At 61.9% G+C, this 20279-nt stretch carries 21 protein-coding genes; 13 read left to right on the top strand and 8 right to left on the bottom strand.

The genetic code is table 11. The annotated features are described in order from the left end of the window. The first annotated feature begins 31 nt into the window (after positions 1 to 31). On the top strand, positions 32 to 1072 hold the full coding sequence (locus ACM6IK_RS12330) for an ABC transporter substrate-binding protein (RefSeq protein ID WP_414874549.1): 1041 nt from the start codon (positions 32 to 34) through the stop codon (positions 1070 to 1072). 544 nt (positions 1073 to 1616) lie between these two features. Further along, positions 1617 to 2654 carry a GGDEF domain-containing protein gene (locus tag ACM6IK_RS12325; RefSeq protein WP_414874548.1) on the top strand — a complete coding sequence of 346 codons (1038 nt, stop codon included), beginning with the start codon at positions 1617 to 1619 and terminating at the stop codon, positions 2652 to 2654. Here ACM6IK_RS12325 and ACM6IK_RS12320 read toward each other — a convergent pair. The 4 genes from ACM6IK_RS12320 to ACM6IK_RS12305 form a co-directional block, all read right to left on the bottom strand. After that, on the bottom strand, positions 2651 to 3010 hold the full coding sequence (locus ACM6IK_RS12320) for a cupin domain-containing protein (RefSeq protein WP_414874547.1): 360 nt from the start codon (positions 3008 to 3010) through the stop codon (positions 2651 to 2653). The genes ACM6IK_RS12325 and ACM6IK_RS12320 overlap by 4 nt on opposite strands. Positions 3011 to 3023: 13 nt before the next feature. After that, positions 3024 to 4421 (bottom strand): NAD(P)/FAD-dependent oxidoreductase, encoded by a 1398-nt coding sequence (locus ACM6IK_RS12315; RefSeq protein ID WP_414874546.1) that lies wholly within the window; start codon positions 4419 to 4421, stop codon positions 3024 to 3026. 71 nt (positions 4422 to 4492) lie between these two features. Then, positions 4493 to 5776, bottom strand: coding sequence for a nucleotide disphospho-sugar-binding domain-containing protein (locus tag ACM6IK_RS12310; protein ID WP_414874545.1), 1284 nt, complete (start codon positions 5774 to 5776; stop codon positions 4493 to 4495). 100 nt (positions 5777 to 5876) lie between these two features. Then, a complete protein-coding gene (locus tag ACM6IK_RS12305; protein ID WP_414874544.1) occupies positions 5877 to 6809 on the bottom strand; it encodes an FCD domain-containing protein in 933 nt (310 codons plus the stop codon). 198 nt (positions 6810 to 7007) lie between these two features. On the opposite strand from ACM6IK_RS12305, the gene ACM6IK_RS12300 reads away from it, so the two are divergent. From ACM6IK_RS12300 to ACM6IK_RS12260, 9 genes are all read left to right on the top strand, one after another. After that, on the top strand, positions 7008 to 8063 hold the full coding sequence (locus ACM6IK_RS12300) for a spermidine/putrescine ABC transporter substrate-binding protein (protein WP_414874543.1): 1056 nt from the start codon (positions 7008 to 7010) through the stop codon (positions 8061 to 8063). 73 nt (positions 8064 to 8136) lie between these two features. Next, entirely contained in the window at positions 8137 to 8997 is an 861-nt protein-coding gene (locus ACM6IK_RS12295; RefSeq protein ID WP_414874542.1) for an ABC transporter permease, read from the top strand. Continuing rightward, positions 8994 to 9800 carry an ABC transporter permease gene (locus ACM6IK_RS12290; protein ID WP_414874541.1) on the top strand — a complete coding sequence of 269 codons (807 nt, stop codon included), beginning with the start codon at positions 8994 to 8996 and terminating at the stop codon, positions 9798 to 9800. The genes ACM6IK_RS12295 and ACM6IK_RS12290 overlap by 4 nt, the downstream gene beginning before the upstream one ends. Beyond that, complete coding sequence (locus tag ACM6IK_RS12285; RefSeq protein WP_414874540.1) at positions 9793 to 10872, top strand: ABC transporter ATP-binding protein; 1080 nt, start codon at positions 9793 to 9795, stop codon at positions 10870 to 10872. Before ACM6IK_RS12290 ends, ACM6IK_RS12285 begins: the two co-directional genes overlap by 8 nt. Positions 10873 to 10904: 32 nt before the next feature. After that, positions 10905 to 12188: a nucleotide disphospho-sugar-binding domain-containing protein gene (locus tag ACM6IK_RS12280; RefSeq protein ID WP_414874539.1), complete on the top strand. Its 1284-nt coding sequence runs from the start codon at positions 10905 to 10907 to the stop codon at positions 12186 to 12188. Continuing rightward, positions 12181 to 12549, top strand: coding sequence for a cupin domain-containing protein (locus tag ACM6IK_RS12275; RefSeq protein ID WP_414874538.1), 369 nt, complete (start codon positions 12181 to 12183; stop codon positions 12547 to 12549). The genes ACM6IK_RS12280 and ACM6IK_RS12275 overlap by 8 nt, the downstream gene beginning before the upstream one ends. A 133-nt stretch (positions 12550 to 12682) precedes the next feature. Then, complete coding sequence (locus ACM6IK_RS12270) at positions 12683 to 13027, top strand: cupin domain-containing protein (RefSeq protein WP_007999023.1); 345 nt, start codon at positions 12683 to 12685, stop codon at positions 13025 to 13027. A gap of 5 nt (positions 13028 to 13032) precedes the next feature. After that, positions 13033 to 14100: an aminoglycoside phosphotransferase family protein gene (locus ACM6IK_RS12265; RefSeq protein WP_414874537.1), complete on the top strand. Its 1068-nt coding sequence runs from the start codon at positions 13033 to 13035 to the stop codon at positions 14098 to 14100. Next, a complete protein-coding gene (locus ACM6IK_RS12260; protein ID WP_414874536.1) occupies positions 14087 to 15598 on the top strand; it encodes an aldehyde dehydrogenase family protein in 1512 nt (503 codons plus the stop codon). The genes ACM6IK_RS12265 and ACM6IK_RS12260 overlap by 14 nt, the downstream gene beginning before the upstream one ends. A 55-nt stretch (positions 15599 to 15653) precedes the next feature. Here ACM6IK_RS12260 and ACM6IK_RS12255 read toward each other — a convergent pair whose 3' ends face one another. Together ACM6IK_RS12255 and ACM6IK_RS12250 are read right to left on the bottom strand one after the other, a co-directional pair. After that, positions 15654 to 16613, bottom strand: coding sequence for an HlyD family secretion protein (locus ACM6IK_RS12255; protein ID WP_108216049.1), 960 nt, complete (start codon positions 16611 to 16613; stop codon positions 15654 to 15656). Positions 16614 to 16616: 3 nt separating this feature from the next. After that, on the bottom strand, positions 16617 to 16988 hold the full coding sequence (locus tag ACM6IK_RS12250) for a DUF3302 domain-containing protein (protein WP_223457403.1): 372 nt from the start codon (positions 16986 to 16988) through the stop codon (positions 16617 to 16619). A gap of 151 nt (positions 16989 to 17139) precedes the next feature. Between ACM6IK_RS12250 and ACM6IK_RS12245 the strand changes: the two genes are divergently transcribed. Continuing rightward, positions 17140 to 17802, top strand: a complete 663-nt coding sequence (locus tag ACM6IK_RS12245) for a hypothetical protein (protein WP_414874535.1) — start codon at positions 17140 to 17142, stop codon at positions 17800 to 17802. Positions 17803 to 17879: 77 nt separating this feature from the next. After that, complete coding sequence (locus ACM6IK_RS12240; protein ID WP_414874534.1) at positions 17880 to 18962, top strand: sterol desaturase family protein; 1083 nt, start codon at positions 17880 to 17882, stop codon at positions 18960 to 18962. A gap of 145 nt (positions 18963 to 19107) precedes the next feature. Here ACM6IK_RS12240 and mug read toward each other — a convergent pair whose 3' ends face one another. Both mug and ACM6IK_RS12230 read right to left on the bottom strand, forming a co-directional pair. After that, a complete protein-coding gene (mug, locus tag ACM6IK_RS12235) occupies positions 19108 to 19629 on the bottom strand; it encodes a G/U mismatch-specific DNA glycosylase (RefSeq protein ID WP_414874533.1) in 522 nt (173 codons plus the stop codon). Then, complete coding sequence (locus ACM6IK_RS12230) at positions 19622 to 20248, bottom strand: TetR/AcrR family transcriptional regulator (protein WP_414874532.1); 627 nt, start codon at positions 20246 to 20248, stop codon at positions 19622 to 19624. Before ACM6IK_RS12230 ends, mug begins: the two co-directional genes overlap by 8 nt. Positions 20249 to 20279: the final 31 nt, after the last annotated feature.

Here is a 20279-nt window from a genome sequence, read left to right as displayed (position 1 = left end):
AAAGGGTCGACAAGGCCCGAGGAAGCGATCCATGTCCAGATCCTTGCGTTGCAGTGTTCCGTTTGCCCTGGCGGTGTTGAGTGCCAGTGTGTGGGCGGCCCCCCAGGACCTCACCGTGATTTCCTTCGGTGGTGCTACCAAACAGGCTCAGGATAAAGCCTATTTCCAGCCCTTTAACGCCAGCGGCGCGGGCAACATCATCGCCGGTGAGTACAACGGCGAGCTGTCGAAGATCAAGGCCATGGTCTCTGCCGGCCACACCAGTTGGGACGTGGTGGAAGTCGAAAGCCCCGAGCTGTTGCGTGGTTGCGAGGAGGGCCTGTTCGAGAAGCTCGATGCGGGACGCTTCGGTGATTCGGCGAACTTCGTGCCCGGTGCACTGACCGAGTGCGGGGTGGCCACATACGTCTGGTCGATGGTCATGGCCTATGACCAGAGCAAGCAGGCCAAGGCGCCGCAGTCCTGGGCGGACTTCTGGAATGTCGCCGACTTCCCGGGCAAACGCGGCCTGCGCAAGAGCGCCAAGTACACCCTGGAAATCGCCTTGCTGGCCGACGGCGTCAAGGCGGACGACGTTTACAAAGTCTTGAACACCCCGCAAGGCGTGACGCGGGCCTTTGCCAAACTCGACCAGATCAAGCCGAACATCCAGTGGTGGGAGGCGGGCGCACAGCCGGCGCAATGGCTGGTGGCCGGCGACGTGGTCATGAGCGCGGCCTACAACGGGCGGATTGCCTCGGCGCAAAAGGAAGGCATGAAACTGAGCATCGTCTGGCCGCAGAGCCTGTACGACCCGGAATACTGGGCGGTGGTCAAAGGCACGCCGAACAAGGCGCTGGCGGAAAACTTCATCGCGTTTGCCAGTCAGCCGCAGACGCAAAAAGTCTTCTCGGAAACCATCCCCTACGGGCCGGTGCATCGCCAGACCCTGCCATTGCTGCCCAAGGACGTGCAGGAGCAACTGCCGACCGCCGCGGCCAACCTGGCCGGCGCGCGGGCCGTGGACGCGGAGTTCTGGGTCGACCATGGCGAAGAGCTTGAACAGCGCTTCAACGCCTGGGCTGCACGCTGATACAGGCACCACGTAACCGTGTGGGAGCGAGCCTGCTCCGGGCGGCGTTCCGACGATGAGGCCATCAGATCCAACATCTTCGTTGACTGATGCACCGCCATCGCGAGCAGGCTCGCTCCTACAAAAAAGCCTCGTGCAAAACCTCGGGTTCAAGCTTTGCCGCCTGCGCGCAGTGGTGATGGTAGTCAGTTAAAACACAGGACCCCTGTGGGAGCGAGCCTGCTCGCGATGAGGCCATCAGCTTCAACATCGTCGTTGACTGATGCACCGCCATCGCCAGCAGGCTGGCTCCCACAATAATAATGCAGCGCACACGGCTCCCTGTAGGAGCGAGCCTGCTCGCGATGAGGCCATCATCTTCAACATCTTCGTTGACTGATCCACCGCCATCGCGAGCAGGCTCGCTCCTACAGAAAAGCTGGGTGCAATACCTCGGGCGTACCGGGTTGAAATGATTGTGTAATTCGGGATGGTCGTTTTTCGGGCGTATGGTTATGCTCAGCGAGTTTGCCAATCGCCAAATAAAAACAATCACAGTGAAACCATGAACCCATCCGACACGCGTGCGACTGTTCTAGCGCTGTACCCAGAAGACTCCCGCGAGGCGGCGGCGTTGCTCAAGCAGGCAGTGCCGCTGATGGTTCGTCACAACATTGCGCCCAACCCGGTGCACTACGCGCTCTGGTACACCTACAGCAAAGGCCAGGAGCCGGAACTCAATCGGCACCTGGACCGGGTGGTCAACGATTTCGACTATTTCCCGCCGGAGTCGGCCACCAGACTGTTTCGCGAGTACATCATCCGCGATGAACTGGCGGACGCCCGTTCCGGGCAACAGGAAGCGATCAACCTGGTCGACGACATGGAGCGCGATGTTTCGCGCAGCGTGAAGGGCAATCAGAATTTCCAGGCCAACCTCGACCAATACCTGCAAATGCTTGAAGAACCCGCCAGCGAGCGCTTGCCGAGCATCCTGATCCAGCTGCAACAAAGCACCCAACTGATGCAGAGTCAGCAGGAACACTTCCTCTCCCGGCTGCAGTCGGCGCAACACGAGATCAAAAGCCTGCGGGACAAACTGGAACGCGTCCAACTGGCCGCGACCCTCGATGGCCTGACCGAATTGCTCAACCGCACCACCTTCAACCGCAATCTCGAGCAGGCGATGAGCAACGCGGCGACCGGCGTGGCGCTGGTGATGCTGGATATCGACCACTTTAAACACTTCAACGACCAGTACGGCCATCCCCTGGGTGACCGTGTGCTTCAGCATGTCGCCCGGGTGTTGCGAGACTCGCTGCCGGCCCAGGCCATTGCTGCGCGTTACGGTGGTGAAGAATTCTGTGTCGTGCTCAAGGATTGCCCGGATCTGGCGGCCGTCGCTGCCTTTGCCGAGCGCCTGCGTCTGAAAATCCAGGCGCTGCGGGTCAAGGCCCGGGGCACCGACACGGTGCTGGACACCATCACCGCGTCGTTCGGCGTGGCCCATGCTCAACCCGGTGACACGCCGGAGAGCCTGCTGACCCGTGCCGACGATGCGCTGTATCAGGCCAAGCGCAACGGGCGTAATCAGGTGCGTTAGCCGAGGATGAAGTAGACCTTGCGCACCGGGGTGAGGTTTTCCCAGGTGCCATTGAACCCGCTGGCGACCACGAACGAATCGCCGGGGCCGAACGTGCGCGCGACGCCCTCGGCATCGGTCAGACGCACCGTGCCTTCAAGGATGTGACACAGCTCGTCGTAATCGCACTGGCAGCGCTCCCGGTGCGGTCCTGCCTCCCAGATGCCGGCCACGGCGTTTTTCCCGGGTGCCACAAAGTGCCGCCAACTCTTGCTGCGATAAGGCGCGTCGACCACGGCCGGGTCGTTGATTTCAGTTTCACGGGGGGCAAGGTCGCTGGCGAAGTCGAGGACATGCCGGGGCAAGGCTGTGGACATGGTGGTCTCCGGATCAGGAATCGAAACCGATGCCAAAGGCATCGAAGGTCTTGAGCAGCAGGTCGCGGTGACCGTCGCGGTCTTCGCGCGCCAGTGAGCGCTGGGCCAGTTTCACCCCGACATAACGCAAGGGTTCGGGGGGAAAGCGCAACGGCGCCTTGGAGGTCATCAGCAGCTCGGTGCGTTCGGTGCGCTCGCCGGCCAGCAGGTCGAGCATGTTCAATGCGGCAAAGCGACTGGCGGACACTCCTTGCCCGGTGAAGCCCAAGGCATAGGCGACGCGGCCCTGGTGCTCGCAACCGGTAAACATCGTGGTGCGCGCGGAGGTGTCGATGATGCCGCCCCAGGCATGGCTGAAACGCACATCGCCCAGGGCCGGAAAAGTCTGTTGAAATTGTTCGGCCAGGCGCTGGAAGCTTTGCGGGCGCTGGGTCAGTGCCTCGTCGCGGCGTCCGCCGAAATGGTAGATGGCATCAAAGCCGGCCCAGAGAATGCGGTTGTCGGCGGTCTTGCGCAGGTAGTGGAACTGGTTGCCGGCGTCGGCGATGCCGTAGCGGCCGGTCCAGCCGATGGCTTGCAGCTGCGCATCGCTCAAGGGTTCGCTGACCAGGCTGTAGTCGTAGACCGGGATCACGCTCGATGCCAGATGGCCGAGCAGCGGCGGGGCGATGTTGGTGGCGAGGGCGATTTTTCCAGCGGTCACTTCGCCGCTTTCTATACGCAGGTGCAGTTTGTCTTTGTCCGCATCCAGTTGCAGGACCGGGCTGTTTTCGAACAGTTGAATGCCTTGTTCAAGGCAAACGCGGCGCAATTCAGCGGCCATTTTCGCCGGATTGAGCAGGGCGTAATTGGGCTCGAACAGACCGGCTGCATACGTCGGTGAATCAAGCTTTTGTGCCAGATCCCTGCCTTCCAGCCACTGGCAGTCGATGCCGAATCGCGCATAGTTACGCTGCATCGATCGTAGCCCGTCGATCTGCCACGGCTGGCTGGCGACGTTGAGCTTGCCCTGGCGTTCGAACTCGACGTGCATGCCAAAGCGTTGCAGGTCGGCGGCCAGTTCATCGAGGTTCTGCCGGCCGAGGCGGATCAGTTGCTCTGCTTCATCCGGCCAACGCTTGAGCGCGTTGGAAACGCCATGGGAAATGCTCGGCGCGCAGAAACCGCCGTTGCGTCCGCTGGCCTGACCGCCGCAACGGCGCGCCTCGATGATCGCGATGCTCAGCCCGGGGCTACGCTGGCGCGCCTGCAGCGCCGTCCACAATCCGGTAAATCCACCGCCGACCACCGCCAGGTCGCATTGCACGGTTCCGGCTACGGAAGGTGCGGCAGGCGGCGGGGTGACGGTGTCCTGCCAAAAGGGATGGGGCCGGACGTGGTCGAGCGCATCGAGACGCGGTGGGGCTTTCATGCTGAAACTCCGGCGGTGTGTCGGGCAGCGACGATTGCGTTCGGTTGCCCGACGGTTTTTTGTTGTTTTGGCTAGAGGTCTGGAAGCGCCAGGATCGCGCGTGCGGCAATGTCGGTGCCGCGGGTCGCCTGCATGCGCTCGCTGAACGTTTTGAGGCGTTGTTTCATCGCTTGGTCGCCCAGCAACTGTTCAAGGGCCGCGGGCAGGGCGGCCACGGGATCGGCAAAGCGCGGCAGATAGCGGCCGACACCGACTTCCTCGGCGCGGGCGGCGTTGTCGTGGCCGTCCCAGCAATAGGGGATGATCAGCGACGGCAGCCCGAAATACAGCGCTTCGCAGAAGCTGTTGTTGCCACCGTGATGGATGAACGCATCGCATTCCTTGAGCACCGCCGGCTGGGCAAACCAGCTGTCGAGGTACACGTTGTCCGGCACGGTGGTGTACATGTCGCGGTAGGCGCCGACGTTGACCAGGAAGCGGTACGGCAAGGTTTCGATTGTGCTGATCAGGCGCTTCATCATCCCGGTGTCGGCGGCGCCGAGGCTGCCGAAGCTGAGGTAGATCAGCGGCGCGTCGTTGTGCCGTGGAAAGTCCGGCACGATGTACGGTGCTTCCCGTCGTACGCAGCCGTCGAGGTAGACGTAGCGCTGCGGATCGAGCGGATGCTGGCGCTCATAGCGCACGAGCGTCGGTGACAGCAGCAGATTGAGCCACGGTGAATCGGTGAGGAACTGCCCCGCAGGGCACGGCGCAGTGCTGTTGCCGAGGAGAAACTGCGAAAAGCGTTCATGGGCCGGTGCGACGGCTTTGAGGTATTGCTCGGAGTAACGCTCGCAGGCCGCTGTGTCGCTGGCCAGGCAGCCGGACAGGTACGGCGGAACGGCCGTATCCGGCAGCTCGGTTTCAGCGCAGGACACCATCCGCACCCACGGGCAACCGGCGTTGACGATGGCCGGGAACATCACCACGTTGTCGAGCACGATCACGTCGGGCTTGAGGCGTGCGAGCAACTGCTGCAAGGGCTTTTCCGCCTCGATGGCGGTGTCGATGATCGCTTCCCAGGCCGGCGCCACGTAGCTGTCGATCTGCGCCAGCGGGGTCTGGTCGAAGTACGGAATGCTGCGCTCGATGAAGCGCTCCCAGTAGTGCTGGTGTTCCGCCGCCGACAATGGGCTCACTTGCGGAATCGGGTACTCGTCGAAACCGTATTCGGCGAACAGCCCCTGGAAATGTTCATGACAGATGAACACCGGCCTGGCGCCCAGTTCACGTAGCGACTGAGCGATACCAATGCAGTTCAAGGCCGCGCCGAAACTGGCTTCCGGAAACAGGGCGATCAGTTTTTGTTTTTGCATGGCGAGGGACTGTCCATGGCGGGTCAGACCCGCCGCTCCTGAAGGTGTTTTTGATGCTGTCTTATTTTCAAAAAAAAATCATCATGTTTTTGCGAATCGGTTAGCGACGCCCAAACAGATGACTTTGCGGGATGCCGCGGTTGGCAGTTTGCGGGCGTTGCGCGGCGCTCAGGCGCAGGTGCAGGCGCAGCAGGTCGGCGGCGATCTCCATCTGCCCGCGTTCGATCTGCGCGATGATTTGCAGGTGTTCGCGCAGCGCTTCCTGCAGGCGGTGCACGCTCACCGATGGCAGCAGGTTCGGCAAGCGGCGCAGGCCCTGGTGCTGGAGCAGGGCATCGCTGATGAAGCGGTTGCCGCAGCTCTGGGCCAGCAGTTCGTGGAAGCTGATGTCCAGTTCGCGAAACTGCTGGATATCGAAGTCTTCCACGGGGCTCGAGAGCAGGCTTTGCATGGCGCTGCGCAGCAGGGCCAGGCGTTGCGGGTCGGCATTGAAGCTCGGGCTGAGCAAGGCTTCGGGTTCGAGAATCAGGCGGAATTTCAGGCTTTCTTCGAGGGCGGCCAGGCTGTTCAGTGACGGGCGAAACAGCCAGGACTGGCCGGGGCCGCGCTCGATGGCCTGGCTTTCGCTCAATTGCTGCAGGGCCTTTTGCGCCGCCGGCCGGCCGATGTCGTAGCGGCGCATCAGTTCGCTGATGCTGATGCTGTCGCCCAGGCGCCCGGCCATGCGGTCGCGCAGCACTGAGGCGGCCAGTTCTTCTTCCTCGGCCTGGGGCAAGGCGGCGTTGAACGCCTGGCCTGTCGGCGATGCCAGCAATCGGTAGCCCTTGCCGGCTTCATGACTCAGCAGGTTTTCTTCCAGCAGCACTTTCAGCGCGCCGCGAATCAGCGTGCGCGAGACCTGGAAGGTCCGGGCCAGGGCCTGTTCGGCCACCGGGTCGCCAGCCACCAAGCCGCTTTCCTGAGTGTGTTCGAGGATGCGCCGGGCCAGTTCCAGGTGATTGGTGCGCGGTTTTTTTTCGGCTGTCGTGCTCAAGCGTCTTTTCTCGTTGTGATCCGCTGTGGGGCTCGGTTGCTCATCTTATGCCATGCGCCGGCCAATCGTCAGGCCGAAAAAATGCGTTGACATCTTTTGATACTGGTCCTAATTTCTAAAAAAAAACACAAGCAATCGTTTCTCGTTTTGCCGTACTGCCTTCGAACACAACAATAAACAATCGTCGGGTGAGTATTTATGAGCAAGCTGAATGATCTTCTGTGCGCGGGGTTGGCCGTTTCCCTGGCGATCGCTTCACAGGCTGCAAGTGCGAAAGACATGGTGATTTCCATCTGGGACGGCTACATGGCCCCGGATGCGCTGGAGAAGTTCAAGGCGGCCAGCGGTGTGGACGTGGACAAGGCGCTGCACGCCACCAACGAAGAAATCATGGGCAAGCTGATGGCGTCCGGTGGTGAAGGGTACGACGTGGTGTTCGTCTCTTCGCCTTTCGCCGAAGTCCTGCACAAACAGGGGCTGCTGGCGGACATCGATCCGGTCAAGGTCCCCAACCTGAAAAACCTCTACCCCGAAGCCACGCACCTGGAATATGACCAGGGCAACCGGTTTTCCGTGCCTTACACCTGGGGCACCACCGGCATCTGCTATCGCTCCGACAAGGTGACGCCGGCGCCGCAGAGCTGGAACGAGCTGCTCAATCCGAGTGATGCCCTCAAGGGCAAGGTGACGATGCTCGCCACCGACCGCTGGATGCTCGGTGCCGGTTTCCTCGCCAAGGGTTGGTCGGTCAACGACAGCGACCCCGCGCAAATCGCCGCGGTTCGCGACCAGTTGATCGCCACCAAGAAACGCATTCTCTCCTTCGACGACACCACCTTCTATTCCAAACTGGCCTCCGGCGAATCGCTGATGGCCCACGCCTGGGACGGCTGGTGCAACTACGGCACCCAGGCCAACGCGGCGATCAGGTTCGTGGTGCCCAAGGAGGGTTCCGACCTGTGGGTGGACACCATGGTGGTGCTCAAGAATTCGAAGCACCAGGACGAAGCCTTCAAGTTCATCAACTTCATGCTGGCCAAGGAAAACCACGCCTGGGTCGCTGAAAACATCCTCTACAAAGTCCCCAACCAGGCGGCCATGGCCGGGTTGTCCGCGGACCTGCTCAAGCAATACCCCAACCTGACCATCGCCCCCGTGGAACTGCTGAAAATGGAGCAATTGCGCGACCTGGGCGGTACCACGCAAAAGGCCTACACCCGCGCCGTCACCGAAATCATGGCGGCGCAGAACTGACGCCACGTCGATCCGAGGCATGCCTCGCCACGCTCGCAAGCCGCCTCTGTCCTGAGGCGGGAGGATAGGGTTAATGAGTGTTTTGCACGCTGACAGGCGTCTGTCGGCCTGGCTTCTTGCGCCCGGCTTCGGCTGGCTGCTGATGTTCCTGGTGATTCCGTGCCTGCTGGTGCTGGTCTACAGCTTCGTCGAGCGCGGTGCCTATGGCGGCATCGACTGGTTGTTCACCTGGGAAAACTACCAGCGTGCGTTCGATCCGCTGTACCTGGGCATCCTGCTCAAGTCGGCGAAAATCGCCGGACTGGCCACGGTGTTCGCGGTGTTGATCGGCTACCCGGCGGCCTATGCGATTGCCCGGGCGCCACGGCGGCGTCAGGCGGTGTACCTGTTTCTGGTGATGCTGCCGTTCTGGAGCAATTACCTGATCCGCACCTACGCCTGGATCGTCCTGCTCAACCGCGAAGGCCTGATCAACCGCCTGCTGCAAATGCTCGGCTACAGCGGCGAACCCATCAGCCTGCTGTACACCGAAGCCTCGGTGGTGCTGGGGCTGGTCTACAACTACATCCCCTTTGTGATCCTGGCGATTTTCTCCTCGCTGTCGCGGATCAACAACGAATTGTGGGACGCCTCGAAAGACCTCGGTGCTTCGGGCTGGATGACCTTCCGGCGGATCATCCTGCCGCTGAGCGTGCCGGGTATCGCGGCGGGCGCGGTGTTTGTCTTTGTGCTGAGCATCGGCAACTTCATCACCGCCGACCTGCTGGGGGGCAAGCAGGTGCAGATGGTCGGCAACCTGATCTATTCGCAATTCCTCACGGCGCGGGACTGGCCGTTCGGTGCGGCGCTGAGCTTCTTCCTGATCGCGATCATGTTGATCCTGTTGTTCATCCAGGCCCTGGTGGCCCGTCGTGCAGAAGGGGCGCGCTCATGAGTCAGTCGCGTTCTGTCAGCGGCACCGTGCTGGGTTCGCACCTGGGTCTGGTGTACGCCTTCCTTTATATACCGATCCTGGTGTTGATCCTGCTGTCGTTCAACAAGTCCGGCTTGCCCACCGCCTGGGGCGGCGTTTCGCTGAAATGGTACGCGGCACTGGCGCACAACACGGCGATTCTGTCGGCGGCGCTCAACACGCTGATCGTGGCGTTGTCGGCGACCTTCATTGCCTGCGTGCTCGGTACGTTCCTGGCGCTGGGCATCGAGTTGCGCCGCAAGGACAACCACAAGGGGCAGGTGGTCGACACCTTGCTGATGGCGCCGATGATCATTCCCGACATCGTGCTGGCGATTGCGCTGCTGAGCTTTTTCAACCTGCTCAAGGTCGGCCTGGGGCTGCACTCGATCATCATCAGTCACGCGGTGTTCAACATCGCCTTCGTCTGCGCGGTGGTGCGCACGCGGCTCAAGCACTTCGACTATTCGATTCTCGAAGCCTCGATTGATCTCGGCGCGAGTTGGCTCACCACCTTCCGCCGAGTGCTGTTGCCGGTGATCTTTCCCGGCGTGCTGGCGGGCGGTTTGCTGTCGTTCACCCTGTCGGTGGACGAGTTCATCATCGCCTTTTTCAACTCCGGCTCCGGCCAGGCGTCCACCACCTTGCCCATGCAGATCTACGCCATGATCCGCTTCGGCGTCACCCCGGAAATCAACGCTCTGGCGACGCTGGTGATGCTGGTCAGCATCACCGCGCTGCTGGCTTCGCAGCGTCTCAACAAGGCTCCTCGCACCCATGAATAACTCATCTGCGGTACTGATCCTGGACAAGGTCAGCAAGTCGTATGGCAACGGTCTGGCGGTCAACGAGGTGTCGCTGAGCATCCGCGAGAACGAGTTCTTCGCGCTGCTGGGGCCGTCCGGCTGCGGCAAGACCACGCTGCTGCGCATGCTCGCCGGTTTCGAGACCCCCAGCGGTGGCTGCATCTACCTGGACGGCAATGACATTTCGCCGCTGCCGGCCAACAAGCGTCCGCTGAACCTGATGTTCCAGTCCTACGCGTTGTTTCCCAACATGACCGTGCGCAAGAACATCGCCTACGGCCTGGAAATGGAGCGCCTGCCGGAAAGCGAAATCCGCCGCCGGGTCGATGAAGTGCTGAGCACCGCGCAACTGGGTGAGCTGGCCGAGCGCAAGCCCGATCAGCTTTCCGGCGGCCAGCGTCAGCGCGTTGCGCTGGCTCGGGCACTGGTCAAGCGTCCGCGAGTGTTGTTGCTCGACGAACCCTTGGGCGCCCTCGACAAGAAGCTGCGGGAAAAGATGCAGCTGGAACTCAAGCGCCTGCAACACGAGAGCGGCATCACGTTCATCATCGTCACCCACGACCAGGAAGAAGCCCTGGTGATGTCCGACCGCATGGCCGTGCTCGACGGGGGCAAGGTCTGCCAGTGCGGCAGCCCGACCGAACTCTACGAAAACCCCAACAGCCGTTTTGTCGCCCACTTCATCGGCGTCAGCAACCTGCTCGAAGGCATGCGCTCGGGCCAGCACTCGGTGCGGGTCAACGGCCAGGAGCTGAGCGTCGAAACCGACGTGCCGCTGGTGACCGGCCAATCCGTCGCCGTGGTGGTGCGCCCCGAACGCCTGCAAGTGCTGACGGAGCAGGGCGGCGATTGCGCCAATCAGGTCAGCGGCAAGATCGTCGAAGTTGCCTACCACGGCCTCGACACCAACCTGCACGTGCAGACTCCGCTCAGCGACAAACCGCTGATCGTGCGCGTGCCGTCCTCGCAGTTCGAATTCGCCCATTTTGCAATCGACACGACCATCCGGCTGGGCTGGCAGGCCCGGCATGCCCGCGTATTGACGCGCTGAACAATAAAAAGACCAGGCAGGAGCAGCACTCGATGAAACAGAAAGTGATCGCATTCTTCCCCGAAGCCGCCTACGGCCCGGCGCTGAACTCAGTCGGTATCGCCCAGGCGTGTGAAGCCCTGGGGCACAAAGCGGTGTTCCTCACCGACCCGGGCATGAGCGGTGTCTACGCCGGTTATGGTTTTGAAGAGCACAGGGTCAACATGTCGGCGCCGATGCCGGCCGAAGAGATGGCCCGCTACTGGGTGGATTTCATCAACGCCCACATTCCGAACTTCCGCAAGTCACCGCTGGAGCAGATCGACAACTACGTCAAGGAATGCTGGGCCGCCATCGTCGAAACCGCCAAGTGGGCGCAAAAGGACCTGCCGGCGGTGCTGGACAAGGTCAAGCCCGACCTGATCTGCGTCGACAACGTGATCCTGTTCCCGGCGATCAAGCAATACGGCAAGCCGTGGGTGCGGATCATCTCCTGCTCGGAAAACGAGATCGAAGACCCGGATATCCCGCCGCACCTGTCGGGCATGAGCATCGACGACAAGGCGGGCCACGCGCAATTCCGCCAGCGTTTCGAGGAAGTGGTCGGGCCGATCCACGACGACTTCAACCAGTTCCTGCAAGCCCATGGCGAGCAGCCGTATCCGCTGGGCACCTTCTTTGAAGCCTCGCCGTTCATGAACCTGTTGTTGTACCCGGATGCGGTCAAGTTCGACCGCCGCCATCCATTGCCGGCCGAGCGCTTCCATTACCTGCAAGGTTGCGTGCGCCACGACACGCCCTACGAGATTGCGCCGTTCCGTGCGAACAGCGACAAACCGCTGCTGTACGCCAGTTTCGGCAGCCTCGGTTCCGGCGATGTCGAGTTGCTCAAGCGCCTGATCGAGGCGGTGGGCAAGCTGCCTTACCGGGCGCTGTTCAATGTCGGCGAGCACCTCGACGAATACACCGAGCTGCCGGACAACGTGCAGATTTCCAACTGGTTCCCGCAGCCTTCGGTGATTGCCCAGGTCGATGCGGTGATCCACCACGGCGGCAACAACAGCTTCACCGAGTGCCTGTTCTTCGGCAAACCGGCGATCGTCATGTCCTACGTCTGGGACGGCCACGACAACGCCATGCGCGCCGAAGAAAGCGGCCACGGCTTCAAGCTCGATCGCTATCAGTGGAGCGAAGAACAGCTCGCGGAAAAACTCCACGCGTGCCTCAACGATGAGGCGATGCGCCAACGCCTGCAGCGCACCAGCGCGCAGATGCAATCACGCAAGGGGCCGCAAGACGCGGCCGCGATCCTCGACAAGGTGCTCAACGATGCCTGATTCATCCACCACGGCGGGTATCACGCCGTACCTCGAAGCCGTCAGCAGCCGCACCGACCTGGTGGACTGGGGCGTGCAGAGCGACGCCGTCGAAGGTGTCTCGCATTCCAGCGGCCGCTTGCTGTTCAAGGGCCCGGACAACAGCCCGGAAACCGGGTTGTGGGTGTGCACCCCCGGGCGCTGGCGGCTGTCGATTCCCCGGGACGAGTTGTGCCATTTCATTGCGGGCCACGCCACTTACCGTAACGACAACGGTGAAGTGATCGAAATCCGCCCCAACACCCTGGTGCTGTTCCCGGCCGGCTGGGCAGGCGAGTGCCACGTCCGGGAAACCCTGCGCAACGTGTACATGCTGGCTTGAACCTGAATACCCCCCCTGTAGGAGCGAGCTCGCTCGCGAAAAACGTCAGAACAACGCCGTCATCCAGACAGCGCGCGTCATCGTTGACGACCATCGCGAGCAAGCTCGCTCCTACAAAACCTGGAGAAGATGAATGACGACCCCGTTTCTGTACGACCCGCTGAGCATCACCGACGTCAAGGATTGGGGCGTGATCCCGACCATGCTCGAAGGCCAATCCCGTGTTAGCGGCGTGGTGCTGCACAAAGGCCCCGAGGGCCAGTCCGAATGCGGCATCTGGATCTGCACCCCGGGCAAGTGGTTTTGCCATGTGACCAGCGATGAGTTCTGCCACTTCCTCGAAGGCCGCTGCACGTACGTCCACGAGTCCGGCGAGGTGATCGAGATCAAACCGGACACCGCCGCTTTCTTCGGCAAGGACTGGAAGGGAGTGTGCACCGTCCACGAGACCATCAAAAAGGTCTACATGATCCGGTGACTGCCATGACAGATGCACTGGCGTCATTGCCAACCCGTGAAGACCAGCGTGCGGCCTTTTTGACCCGCGCCGGTTTCGCCGATGCGCCTCTGATTGCGCTGCCGGCGGATGCCTCGACCCGACGTTATTTCCGCCTGGACGGCGCCGGCCTGTTGCTGATGGATTCGCCGCCACACAGCGAGCCGATCGGCCCGTTCGTGCGGATCGCCCGGCAGTTGCAGGGGCTGGGCCTGTCCGCGCCGGCCTTGCTGGCGGTGGATGAGGCGGCGGGGCTGGCGCTGATCGAGGATTTCGGTCAAGACACCTACACCCGGCTGCTGCTGGCCGGGCATTCGGAGTCGGCGTTGTATCACCTGGCGGTCGATACGCTGGTGACGTTGCATCGTGCGCCGCCAGCCACCGAACTGGCGCCTTACGACGAACCGCGACTGGCGGCCGAGTACGCGCTGTTCATCGACTGGTATGTGCCGTTGTTGATCGGCAAAGAGGCGGCGCTGGCTCTGCGCGATGAGTGTCTGGCGCTGTTCGCCGACACCTGCCGCGACGTCGCACAACGCCGCGAAGCTCTGGTATTGCGCGACTTCCACGTCGACAACCTGATGCTGCTGCAAGGCCGTGAAGGCGTCGCGGCCTGCGGCTTGCTGGATTTTCAGGACGCCTTGGTCGGGGCGGCGGCCTATGACCTGATGTCGCTGCTCGAAGACGCCCGGCGCGATGTGCCCGAGGCGTTGCGCGTGGCCCTGATCAACCATTACCTGTTGCAGCGCCCGGAACTGGATGCGCCGGGTTTTCTCGAAGACTACCGGCGCCTGGCCGCCCAGCGTCACGCCAAGGTGCTGGGAATTTTCGTGCGCCTGGCCGGGCGGGACGGCAAGCACGGTTACCTGGCGCACCTGCCGCGCACCCTTCGCCTGTTTGTCCGCGCCCTGGACGCCAAGGCCTTTGCGCCGCTGCGCCAGTGGCTCGACCGGCACGTGCCGGGCTGGCGTGAAGAGCTGCCCGCCGAGACCCTGGCGACGTTGCGCGAAACCCCTTATCGATTGGTTCAAGGATCATCCCATGGCCACGTTTAACTGCGATTCTGCCTTGCGCTTCATCAATTCCGAGTTCCTGCCGCTGACCGCTGGCCGCGTGCGCGAAGTACTTGACCCGGCGACTCTGCAACCGGTCGGGCAAGTCGGCGTGTGTGGCGAAGCCGATGTGCAGGCCGCCATCGATGCCGCCACCGCCGCGCAAAAACAATGGCGTGTAGTGGATGCCAAAAGCCGCGCCGCACGCCTGCATCAACTGGCCAACGCCATCGAACAGAACGTGGCCTGCAATCGTGAAGTCGCACGCCTGATGACCCTGGAAATGGGCAAGCCGTTTCCCGAAGCCATGGGCGAGCTGGCCAACTGCGCGCCGATCTTTCGCTACTACGCGGAGATGGCCCGGGATGATGCCGGCAAGGTCGCCGGCACCACGCAGATCGGCTCGTTCCAGCATGTGCGTTACGAGCCCTATGGCGTCAGCGTGCACATCATGCCGTTCAACTTTCCGATCCTGCTGATGTGCTGGACGGTCGCCGCGTCGCTGGCGGCGGGCAATGCCTGCATCATCAAACCGGCGGAAGCCACGACCCTGTGTACCCTCAAGTTCATGGAGCACTTCACCGCGCTGTTGCCGGGGTTGGTGTCTTGCGTGCCGGGCGATGCAGCGACCGCACAGTGGCTGGTGCAGTCGGCGCAGACCCACGCGGTGGCGTTCACCGGCAGCGTGGCGGCAGGCAAAGCCGTGGCCGTGGCCTGCGCCGAACGGATGAAGCCTTGCGTGATCGAGGCCGGTGGCAGCGATCCGTTGATCATCTCCCGACATGCACCACTGGAAGTGGCAGCGGCGGGGGCAGTGACCGCTGCGTTTCACTTGAGCGGGCAAATCTGCACCTCGGCGGAACGCTTCTACGTCGTCGATGAAATCCATGACGAGTTTGTCGCGAAATTCGCCGAGCGCGCCCGTGCCTTGCGCATTGGTCATGGCCTGGAACGTTCGGAAATCGGGCCGATGGTCAGCGAGGCGGCGCGTAATAAAGTCATGCGCCTGGTCGATGACGCCGTGGCCAAGGGGGCGAAAGTGGTGTGCGGTGGACGGATTCCGCCGCAGCACGCGGTAGGCTGGTTCTATGAGCCGACCATCCTCACCGGTGTGACCGGCGACATGGCGATTGTGCAGGAAGAGTGCTTTGGTCCGGTGGCAGCGATCTGTCGTGTCAACGATTTCGATGAAGCGGTGCGGCTGGCCAACGACTCGCCGTTCGGCCTCGGTGCCTCGCTGTTTACCACTGACCTGGCCGAAGCCATGGAAGCCGCCGAGCGTCTGGAGGCGGGGATGGTCTGGGTCAACAATCCGCTGATCGACAACGATGCACTGCCCTTCGGTGGCTGGAAAATGTCCGGCCTTGGGCGCGAACTCGGGCGTCAGGGGCTGGAAGCGTTCCGCCGCTCGAAAATGGTCATCATCGACCACCAGCCGAAGATTCAGGACTGGTGGTACCCGTATACCGACGACGTGTTCTATCGCGATCAGGCCGGTTAGCTGTACCGGCAACTGACCCAATTCAAGGATTGAGCCCGTTGCCGTCGCTACCCGATCAGTGGAACGGGAAGATGTAGTTCATCCACGCGGCCATGCGCAGAAGGATCTTGCGCATCATCGCAATGTGATGGAAGTGCTGACTGTACAGCGCTGCCTGGCCGTAGGCCCCGCCGGGCATCTGGTCGGCGTACTGGGCATAGTCGGGATCGGTGATTTCAATGACCACCGGGACCCGGCCGGCCGGTGGTGAACCGGTGAAGCCGAGCAGCGTGCCCGAAGGTTGGACCTGGCCTTCGGCGATGACCGAAATCACGGTTTTGACCTTGCCTTCGAAAACCTTCCCGGGAATGCCATCAAAGGCGACTTCGGCCTCGTCACCCTCGCTCAGGCGCAACAGGCTGTTCTGGCGCATCCACGCCGCGAAGTAATGCCCTTCGGCAGGAATGAAGACCATCGAGGGGCGCAGCGGCAACTTGGTCGCCATCATGCCCGGACGCAACGAAACATGGGTGACGAAGCCTTTGCTCGGCGCGCGAACGGTGGTGTTGTCGAGTTCGTACTGCACGTTGTCCAGCTGTGCCTTCAGGTCATCACTGCGCGCGACCACAATGTCCAGTTCCCGTTGGGTGCCGAAATTACGCTTGATCAGCTCGGTGATCCGGGCGCGATCGGCCTGGGCGGCAATCAGTTGTGCCTTGAGGGATTTCATCCGGTATTCGAAAGGCGTTGGATCGATGCGAAACAGCACATCGCCTTTTTCCAGGGGCTGGTTGGCCTGCACCGGCACGTCGATCACCTGGCCGCTGACCACGGGTATCACCGGAACCGATACGAAATAGGAGCGCGCCACCTCGGAGTAGGGGTGGTTGTAGTTCATCGTGAAAATCAGCGCGCCGATGATCACGATTCCACCCAGTACGGCTGTGGGCACCGTCCATTTGTTCAGGGGAATGCGGAAGATCTTGAAGATGGCAACGCAGAGTGCGGCATACGTCAGAATGAGTAAAAGATCCATGGCTCAGATGCCCTCGCCGAGATTGTCCGTTGGCAGCCTGCCCGGGGCAGTGCCGGTTGCCGCCTCGAGGCGCTCGATCCGCCCTTGCAGTTCGGCGACTTGTTGTTCGAGGTGAACCACATGGCTTTTTGCTGAATGTCCGTCACTGAAACCCCAGCCCCGGTCCTCTCGATAGGCCATCGCCCAGATCCACAGGAACGGCCAGAGCGCATGCAGGGTGAACAGGCTGACCCAGCCGGTGGCATGGATCGCATCCTGGTGGGGGTGGTTGCGGTGGACGGCGATTTCATAGGGGATGTCGTGGAGCAGGATGACCCCGTAGAACAGGATGAGCCCGACAAAGATCAGCAGGCCCAGCGCGAAGTAATCAAGCATGAATCACTCCTCTTGAAACAGGTGACGTGTGCGCAAGAGTGTAGCCGTTCAATCTACACTTGACGGGAACGCGGATATCCAGCTTGAGCAACCCGTGCCTGGCCGAAGCGTTGACCGATATCGTGCAGGCACCCCCGGGCGAGGTGAAATCATGCAAACCACTGGTCAATTCGAAAGGGCGCCGGTACTTGACCCTGTCGAGCGCATTACCGAGGTGATCTTCGGCCTGCTGATGGCCATGACGTTCACCGGTACCATCAGCGTATCTACGGCAGATCAGGCAGCCGAACGCACGATGATGATTGCCGCACTCGGTTGCAATCTCGCCTGGGGACTGGCCGATGCGGTCATGTACCTGTTGCGCGCACTGGTCGAGCGCACGCGCAGAATCAAGCTGTACCTCGCCCTGCGCAATGGCACGGACGCCGCGGTCGGCCAGGCGCTCGTTGCGCAAGTGTTGCCGGTGCAATTCGCCACGGTGGCCGGCAGCGAGGGCCTGGAGTTGTTGCGCCGTCGGCTGCTCGAGCAGCCCCCCTTGCCGACCAGGGCGGGCCTGGACTGGAACGACTTCAAGGGTGCGCTCGGTGTTTTCCTGTTGGTCGTGTGCTCGACATTTCCGCTGGTGGTGCCGTTCATCCTGCTCGATCAGACGGCACTCGCCATCCGCCTGTCCAACCTGGTGGGCCTCGTGGTGCTGTTCATCGCCGGCTGGATGCTCGCCAGATATGCGGGCGCCACGCAATGGCAGGGTGGGGTGATCATGGCCGCCACGGGGGGCGTGCTGATCCTGGCAATCATTGCGCTCGGTGGCTGACAGTTGGTCATAATTCAACACACTAAAGACTCGTTCTCATTTACCATTGCCTTTCCATTTACGTCGGGCAGCCTGGTATGGATGTTCTTGCCGCAATCCATCTTTATTTATCCCAGTGGGTGATCGAGCCGGTCACCCGGCAGTTCCTGGGCATTTTCGACTTCAACGGCAGACTCGGTCTATCCTTTCTCTGCATGTCTTACGGCGTCGCTTATTGCCTGTTCCTCCAGCGCAAATCCCGGGGCTTGACCGACGCACGCTCGTTCGGCCAGTTCATCGGCGGCCGCCGGGTTTACCTGCACCGCTCGGCGCTACTCGACTACCGCTATTACTTCGTACTCGCCATCCTCAAGGTTGCCCTGGTGCTACCCATCGTCGGCCTGGTCGATCCGTATGTCTTGCGTTCAGCGGACTACATCGCGTTCTTCACTCAACTGTGGGGCGCGCGCACGCAAGTGGAGGAGCATCTGGCGCTGACCCTGCTTTATGGGCTGGGCGTATTCCTGGTCAAGGATTTCAGCCATTACTGGGGCCATCGCGCTTTTCATTCGCGGTATCTGTGGGCCTTCCACAAAGTCCATCATTCGGCGCCCGTGCTGGTGCCGGCGACGGCCAGCCGCGTGCACTTTCTGGAAGAAGTGGTCGAAAAGCTCACGGACATCATCTGCGTCGGCGCCTTTGCCGGTGTCTTCTGGTACGCCTGCGGCGGGGAGATCAGCCGCTATACGCTGTTTGGCGTGACCTACATGGTATTCATCTTCAATAGCCTGGCGGCCAACCTGCGTCACAGCCATGTCTGGTGTTCCTTCGGGCCGCTGCTTGAGCGGGTGCTGAGCAGCCCGGCGCAACACCAGATTCATCACAGCGATGCGCCGCGACACTTCAACAAGAACTTCGGCATCAATCTGTCATTGTGGGACTGGATGTTCGGCACGCTGTACGTCACCCGGTCCACACCCGAGGCCATTCAATATGGCACCGGGGAACAGGATCACGAGCGTTACCTGACGCTGCACGGTTTGATCGTCACGCCGTTTGTGGACATCACGCGCAAACTCCTCTCTGGGAAACGCGCGAAAGCACGGCCTGAAAGCGGATCTGATCCGTATTTTTCAGTGCGATCTGCCTCTGTAACGGATACAGCCACCAGCCCACAATAAATCTCCGGTACGGCAGCGCTCGGCGCCTCTTGTACCGCCAATTCATAGTGTGGGAGGCCCCATGGCCAAGATGTCGATTTTTCTCGGCGGTTTTCTGCTGTTGACCATCCTGATCGGTATGCTCGCGACGATCCCGCCGACGTGATTACCCCCGCCGCTGTTCGTCGACGGCCAGGTGCAGTTCGCGGTAGGCCGTGACCAGTTGCTCAAGGCTGAACCCACGATTTCTGCCGCTGGGGTTGGGCAGGACCCAGACCGAGGCATTGCCGAAGGTTTTGGTTTGCAGGCCCCAGGCAATGTCGCGCTGACCGGACAGCGCGGCATACGCCGCTTTGCCCAGAAACGCCACGAAACGCGGCGCATGGCGTGCGATTTTCTGTTCGAAAGCCGCTGCCGCGGCGGTGAACTCGTGCAGGGACAACTGATCCGCACTGGCCGTCGGCCGCTCCACCACCGCGGTCAATCCGCATCGATAGCTCAAGATCGTCCGATCGTCTTCCGGTCGCACAAGCTCTGGGGTAAACCCGGCGAGATGCAGCGTGCGCCAGAAGCGATTGCCGCGCCCGGCAAAATGGTGCCCCTGGGCGGCGGCCGTCATGCCGGGGTTGATGCCGCAGAAGATCACGGCCAATTGCCCGGCGAGGATATCGTCGAGTTTTTCACTCACCGCAGATCACTCTGATCGCCTGGCGTGCCAACGCTGTCAGTTCGGCTCGGGATTTACCGGCCCGGGCACGGATCGAAATGCTGTGCAGCAGGGACGAGGCGAGCACGGCCAGGGCCGCCGGGTCTGCATCGCCTTTCAACTCGCCAGCCTCTTTCGCCGCTTGCAGGCGAACTTCCAGATCGGCATCCAGCCGGCTCAACCGGTCGGACAACACCTCGCGAATTTCCGGGTCCTCGACGGCTTCGGTGGTGGCCGTGCCGATGGCGAAGCAGCCCCGGGGCTGGCCGTCGCCCGAGAAGTAAATCGATAACTGCCCCTCGTAGAAACGCTGCAAGGCCTCGGCCAACGGCAGCGCCAGGTCCGTCAGCGCCTCGTGCATGGACGCCGCGGCAAACTCCCAATATTGCTCCAGCGCTTTGATGTAGAGCGCGTGCTTGTCGCCGAATGCCGCATAGAGGCTGGGGCGATTCATGCCGGCGGCGGTGGCGATGCTATCGAGCGACGCGCCGGAATAGCCGGTGTTCCAGAACACATCGAGCGCCTGTTGCAACGCCGTCTGCGGATCGTAGGCGCGAGGGCGGCCACGGCCTTTACCTTCCGTCGATTTATTTTGTGCCATGTCGTACAAAATCCTTGTAGGAGGATGGGTC

This window comes from Pseudomonas sp. IT-196MI5 (genome assembly GCF_949767415.1).
GTDB lineage: Bacteria > Pseudomonadota > Gammaproteobacteria > Pseudomonadales > Pseudomonadaceae > Aquipseudomonas.
This window is presented reverse-complemented; position numbering and strand designations above follow the sequence as displayed.

What these genes read in the sequence shown, in the direction of transcription:
- ACM6IK_RS12255 (WP_108216049.1), bottom strand. Translation starts at nt 16,613, where the DNA reads ATGGATCTTTTACTCATTCTGACGTATGCCGCACTCTGCGTTGCCATC.
- ACM6IK_RS12295 (WP_414874542.1), top strand. Translation starts at nt 8,137, where the DNA reads ATGAGTGTTTTGCACGCTGACAGGCGTCTGTCGGCCTGGCTTCTTGCG.
- ACM6IK_RS12280 (WP_414874539.1), top strand. Translation starts at nt 10,905, where the DNA reads ATGAAACAGAAAGTGATCGCATTCTTCCCCGAAGCCGCCTACGGCCCG.
- ACM6IK_RS12325 (WP_414874548.1), top strand. Translation starts at nt 1,617, where the DNA reads ATGAACCCATCCGACACGCGTGCGACTGTTCTAGCGCTGTACCCAGAA.
- ACM6IK_RS12285 (WP_414874540.1), top strand. Translation starts at nt 9,793, where the DNA reads ATGAATAACTCATCTGCGGTACTGATCCTGGACAAGGTCAGCAAGTCG.
- ACM6IK_RS12275 (WP_414874538.1), top strand. Translation starts at nt 12,181, where the DNA reads ATGCCTGATTCATCCACCACGGCGGGTATCACGCCGTACCTCGAAGCC.
- ACM6IK_RS12290 (WP_414874541.1), top strand. Translation starts at nt 8,994, where the DNA reads ATGAGTCAGTCGCGTTCTGTCAGCGGCACCGTGCTGGGTTCGCACCTG.
- ACM6IK_RS12260 (WP_414874536.1), top strand. Translation starts at nt 14,087, where the DNA reads ATGGCCACGTTTAACTGCGATTCTGCCTTGCGCTTCATCAATTCCGAG.
- ACM6IK_RS12330 (WP_414874549.1), top strand. Translation starts at nt 32, where the DNA reads ATGTCCAGATCCTTGCGTTGCAGTGTTCCGTTTGCCCTGGCGGTGTTG.
- ACM6IK_RS12300 (WP_414874543.1), top strand. Translation starts at nt 7,008, where the DNA reads ATGAGCAAGCTGAATGATCTTCTGTGCGCGGGGTTGGCCGTTTCCCTG.
- ACM6IK_RS12310 (WP_414874545.1), bottom strand. Translation starts at nt 5,776, where the DNA reads ATGCAAAAACAAAAACTGATCGCCCTGTTTCCGGAAGCCAGTTTCGGC.
- ACM6IK_RS12230 (WP_414874532.1), bottom strand. Translation starts at nt 20,248, where the DNA reads ATGGCACAAAATAAATCGACGGAAGGTAAAGGCCGTGGCCGCCCTCGC.
- ACM6IK_RS12265 (WP_414874537.1), top strand. Translation starts at nt 13,033, where the DNA reads ATGACAGATGCACTGGCGTCATTGCCAACCCGTGAAGACCAGCGTGCG.
- ACM6IK_RS12320 (WP_414874547.1), bottom strand. Translation starts at nt 3,010, where the DNA reads ATGTCCACAGCCTTGCCCCGGCATGTCCTCGACTTCGCCAGCGACCTT.
- ACM6IK_RS12270 (WP_007999023.1), top strand. Translation starts at nt 12,683, where the DNA reads ATGACGACCCCGTTTCTGTACGACCCGCTGAGCATCACCGACGTCAAG.
- ACM6IK_RS12245 (WP_414874535.1), top strand. Translation starts at nt 17,140, where the DNA reads ATGCAAACCACTGGTCAATTCGAAAGGGCGCCGGTACTTGACCCTGTC.
- ACM6IK_RS12240 (WP_414874534.1), top strand. Translation starts at nt 17,880, where the DNA reads ATGGATGTTCTTGCCGCAATCCATCTTTATTTATCCCAGTGGGTGATC.
- ACM6IK_RS12315 (WP_414874546.1), bottom strand. Translation starts at nt 4,421, where the DNA reads ATGAAAGCCCCACCGCGTCTCGATGCGCTCGACCACGTCCGGCCCCAT.
- ACM6IK_RS12250 (WP_223457403.1), bottom strand. Translation starts at nt 16,988, where the DNA reads ATGCTTGATTACTTCGCGCTGGGCCTGCTGATCTTTGTCGGGCTCATC.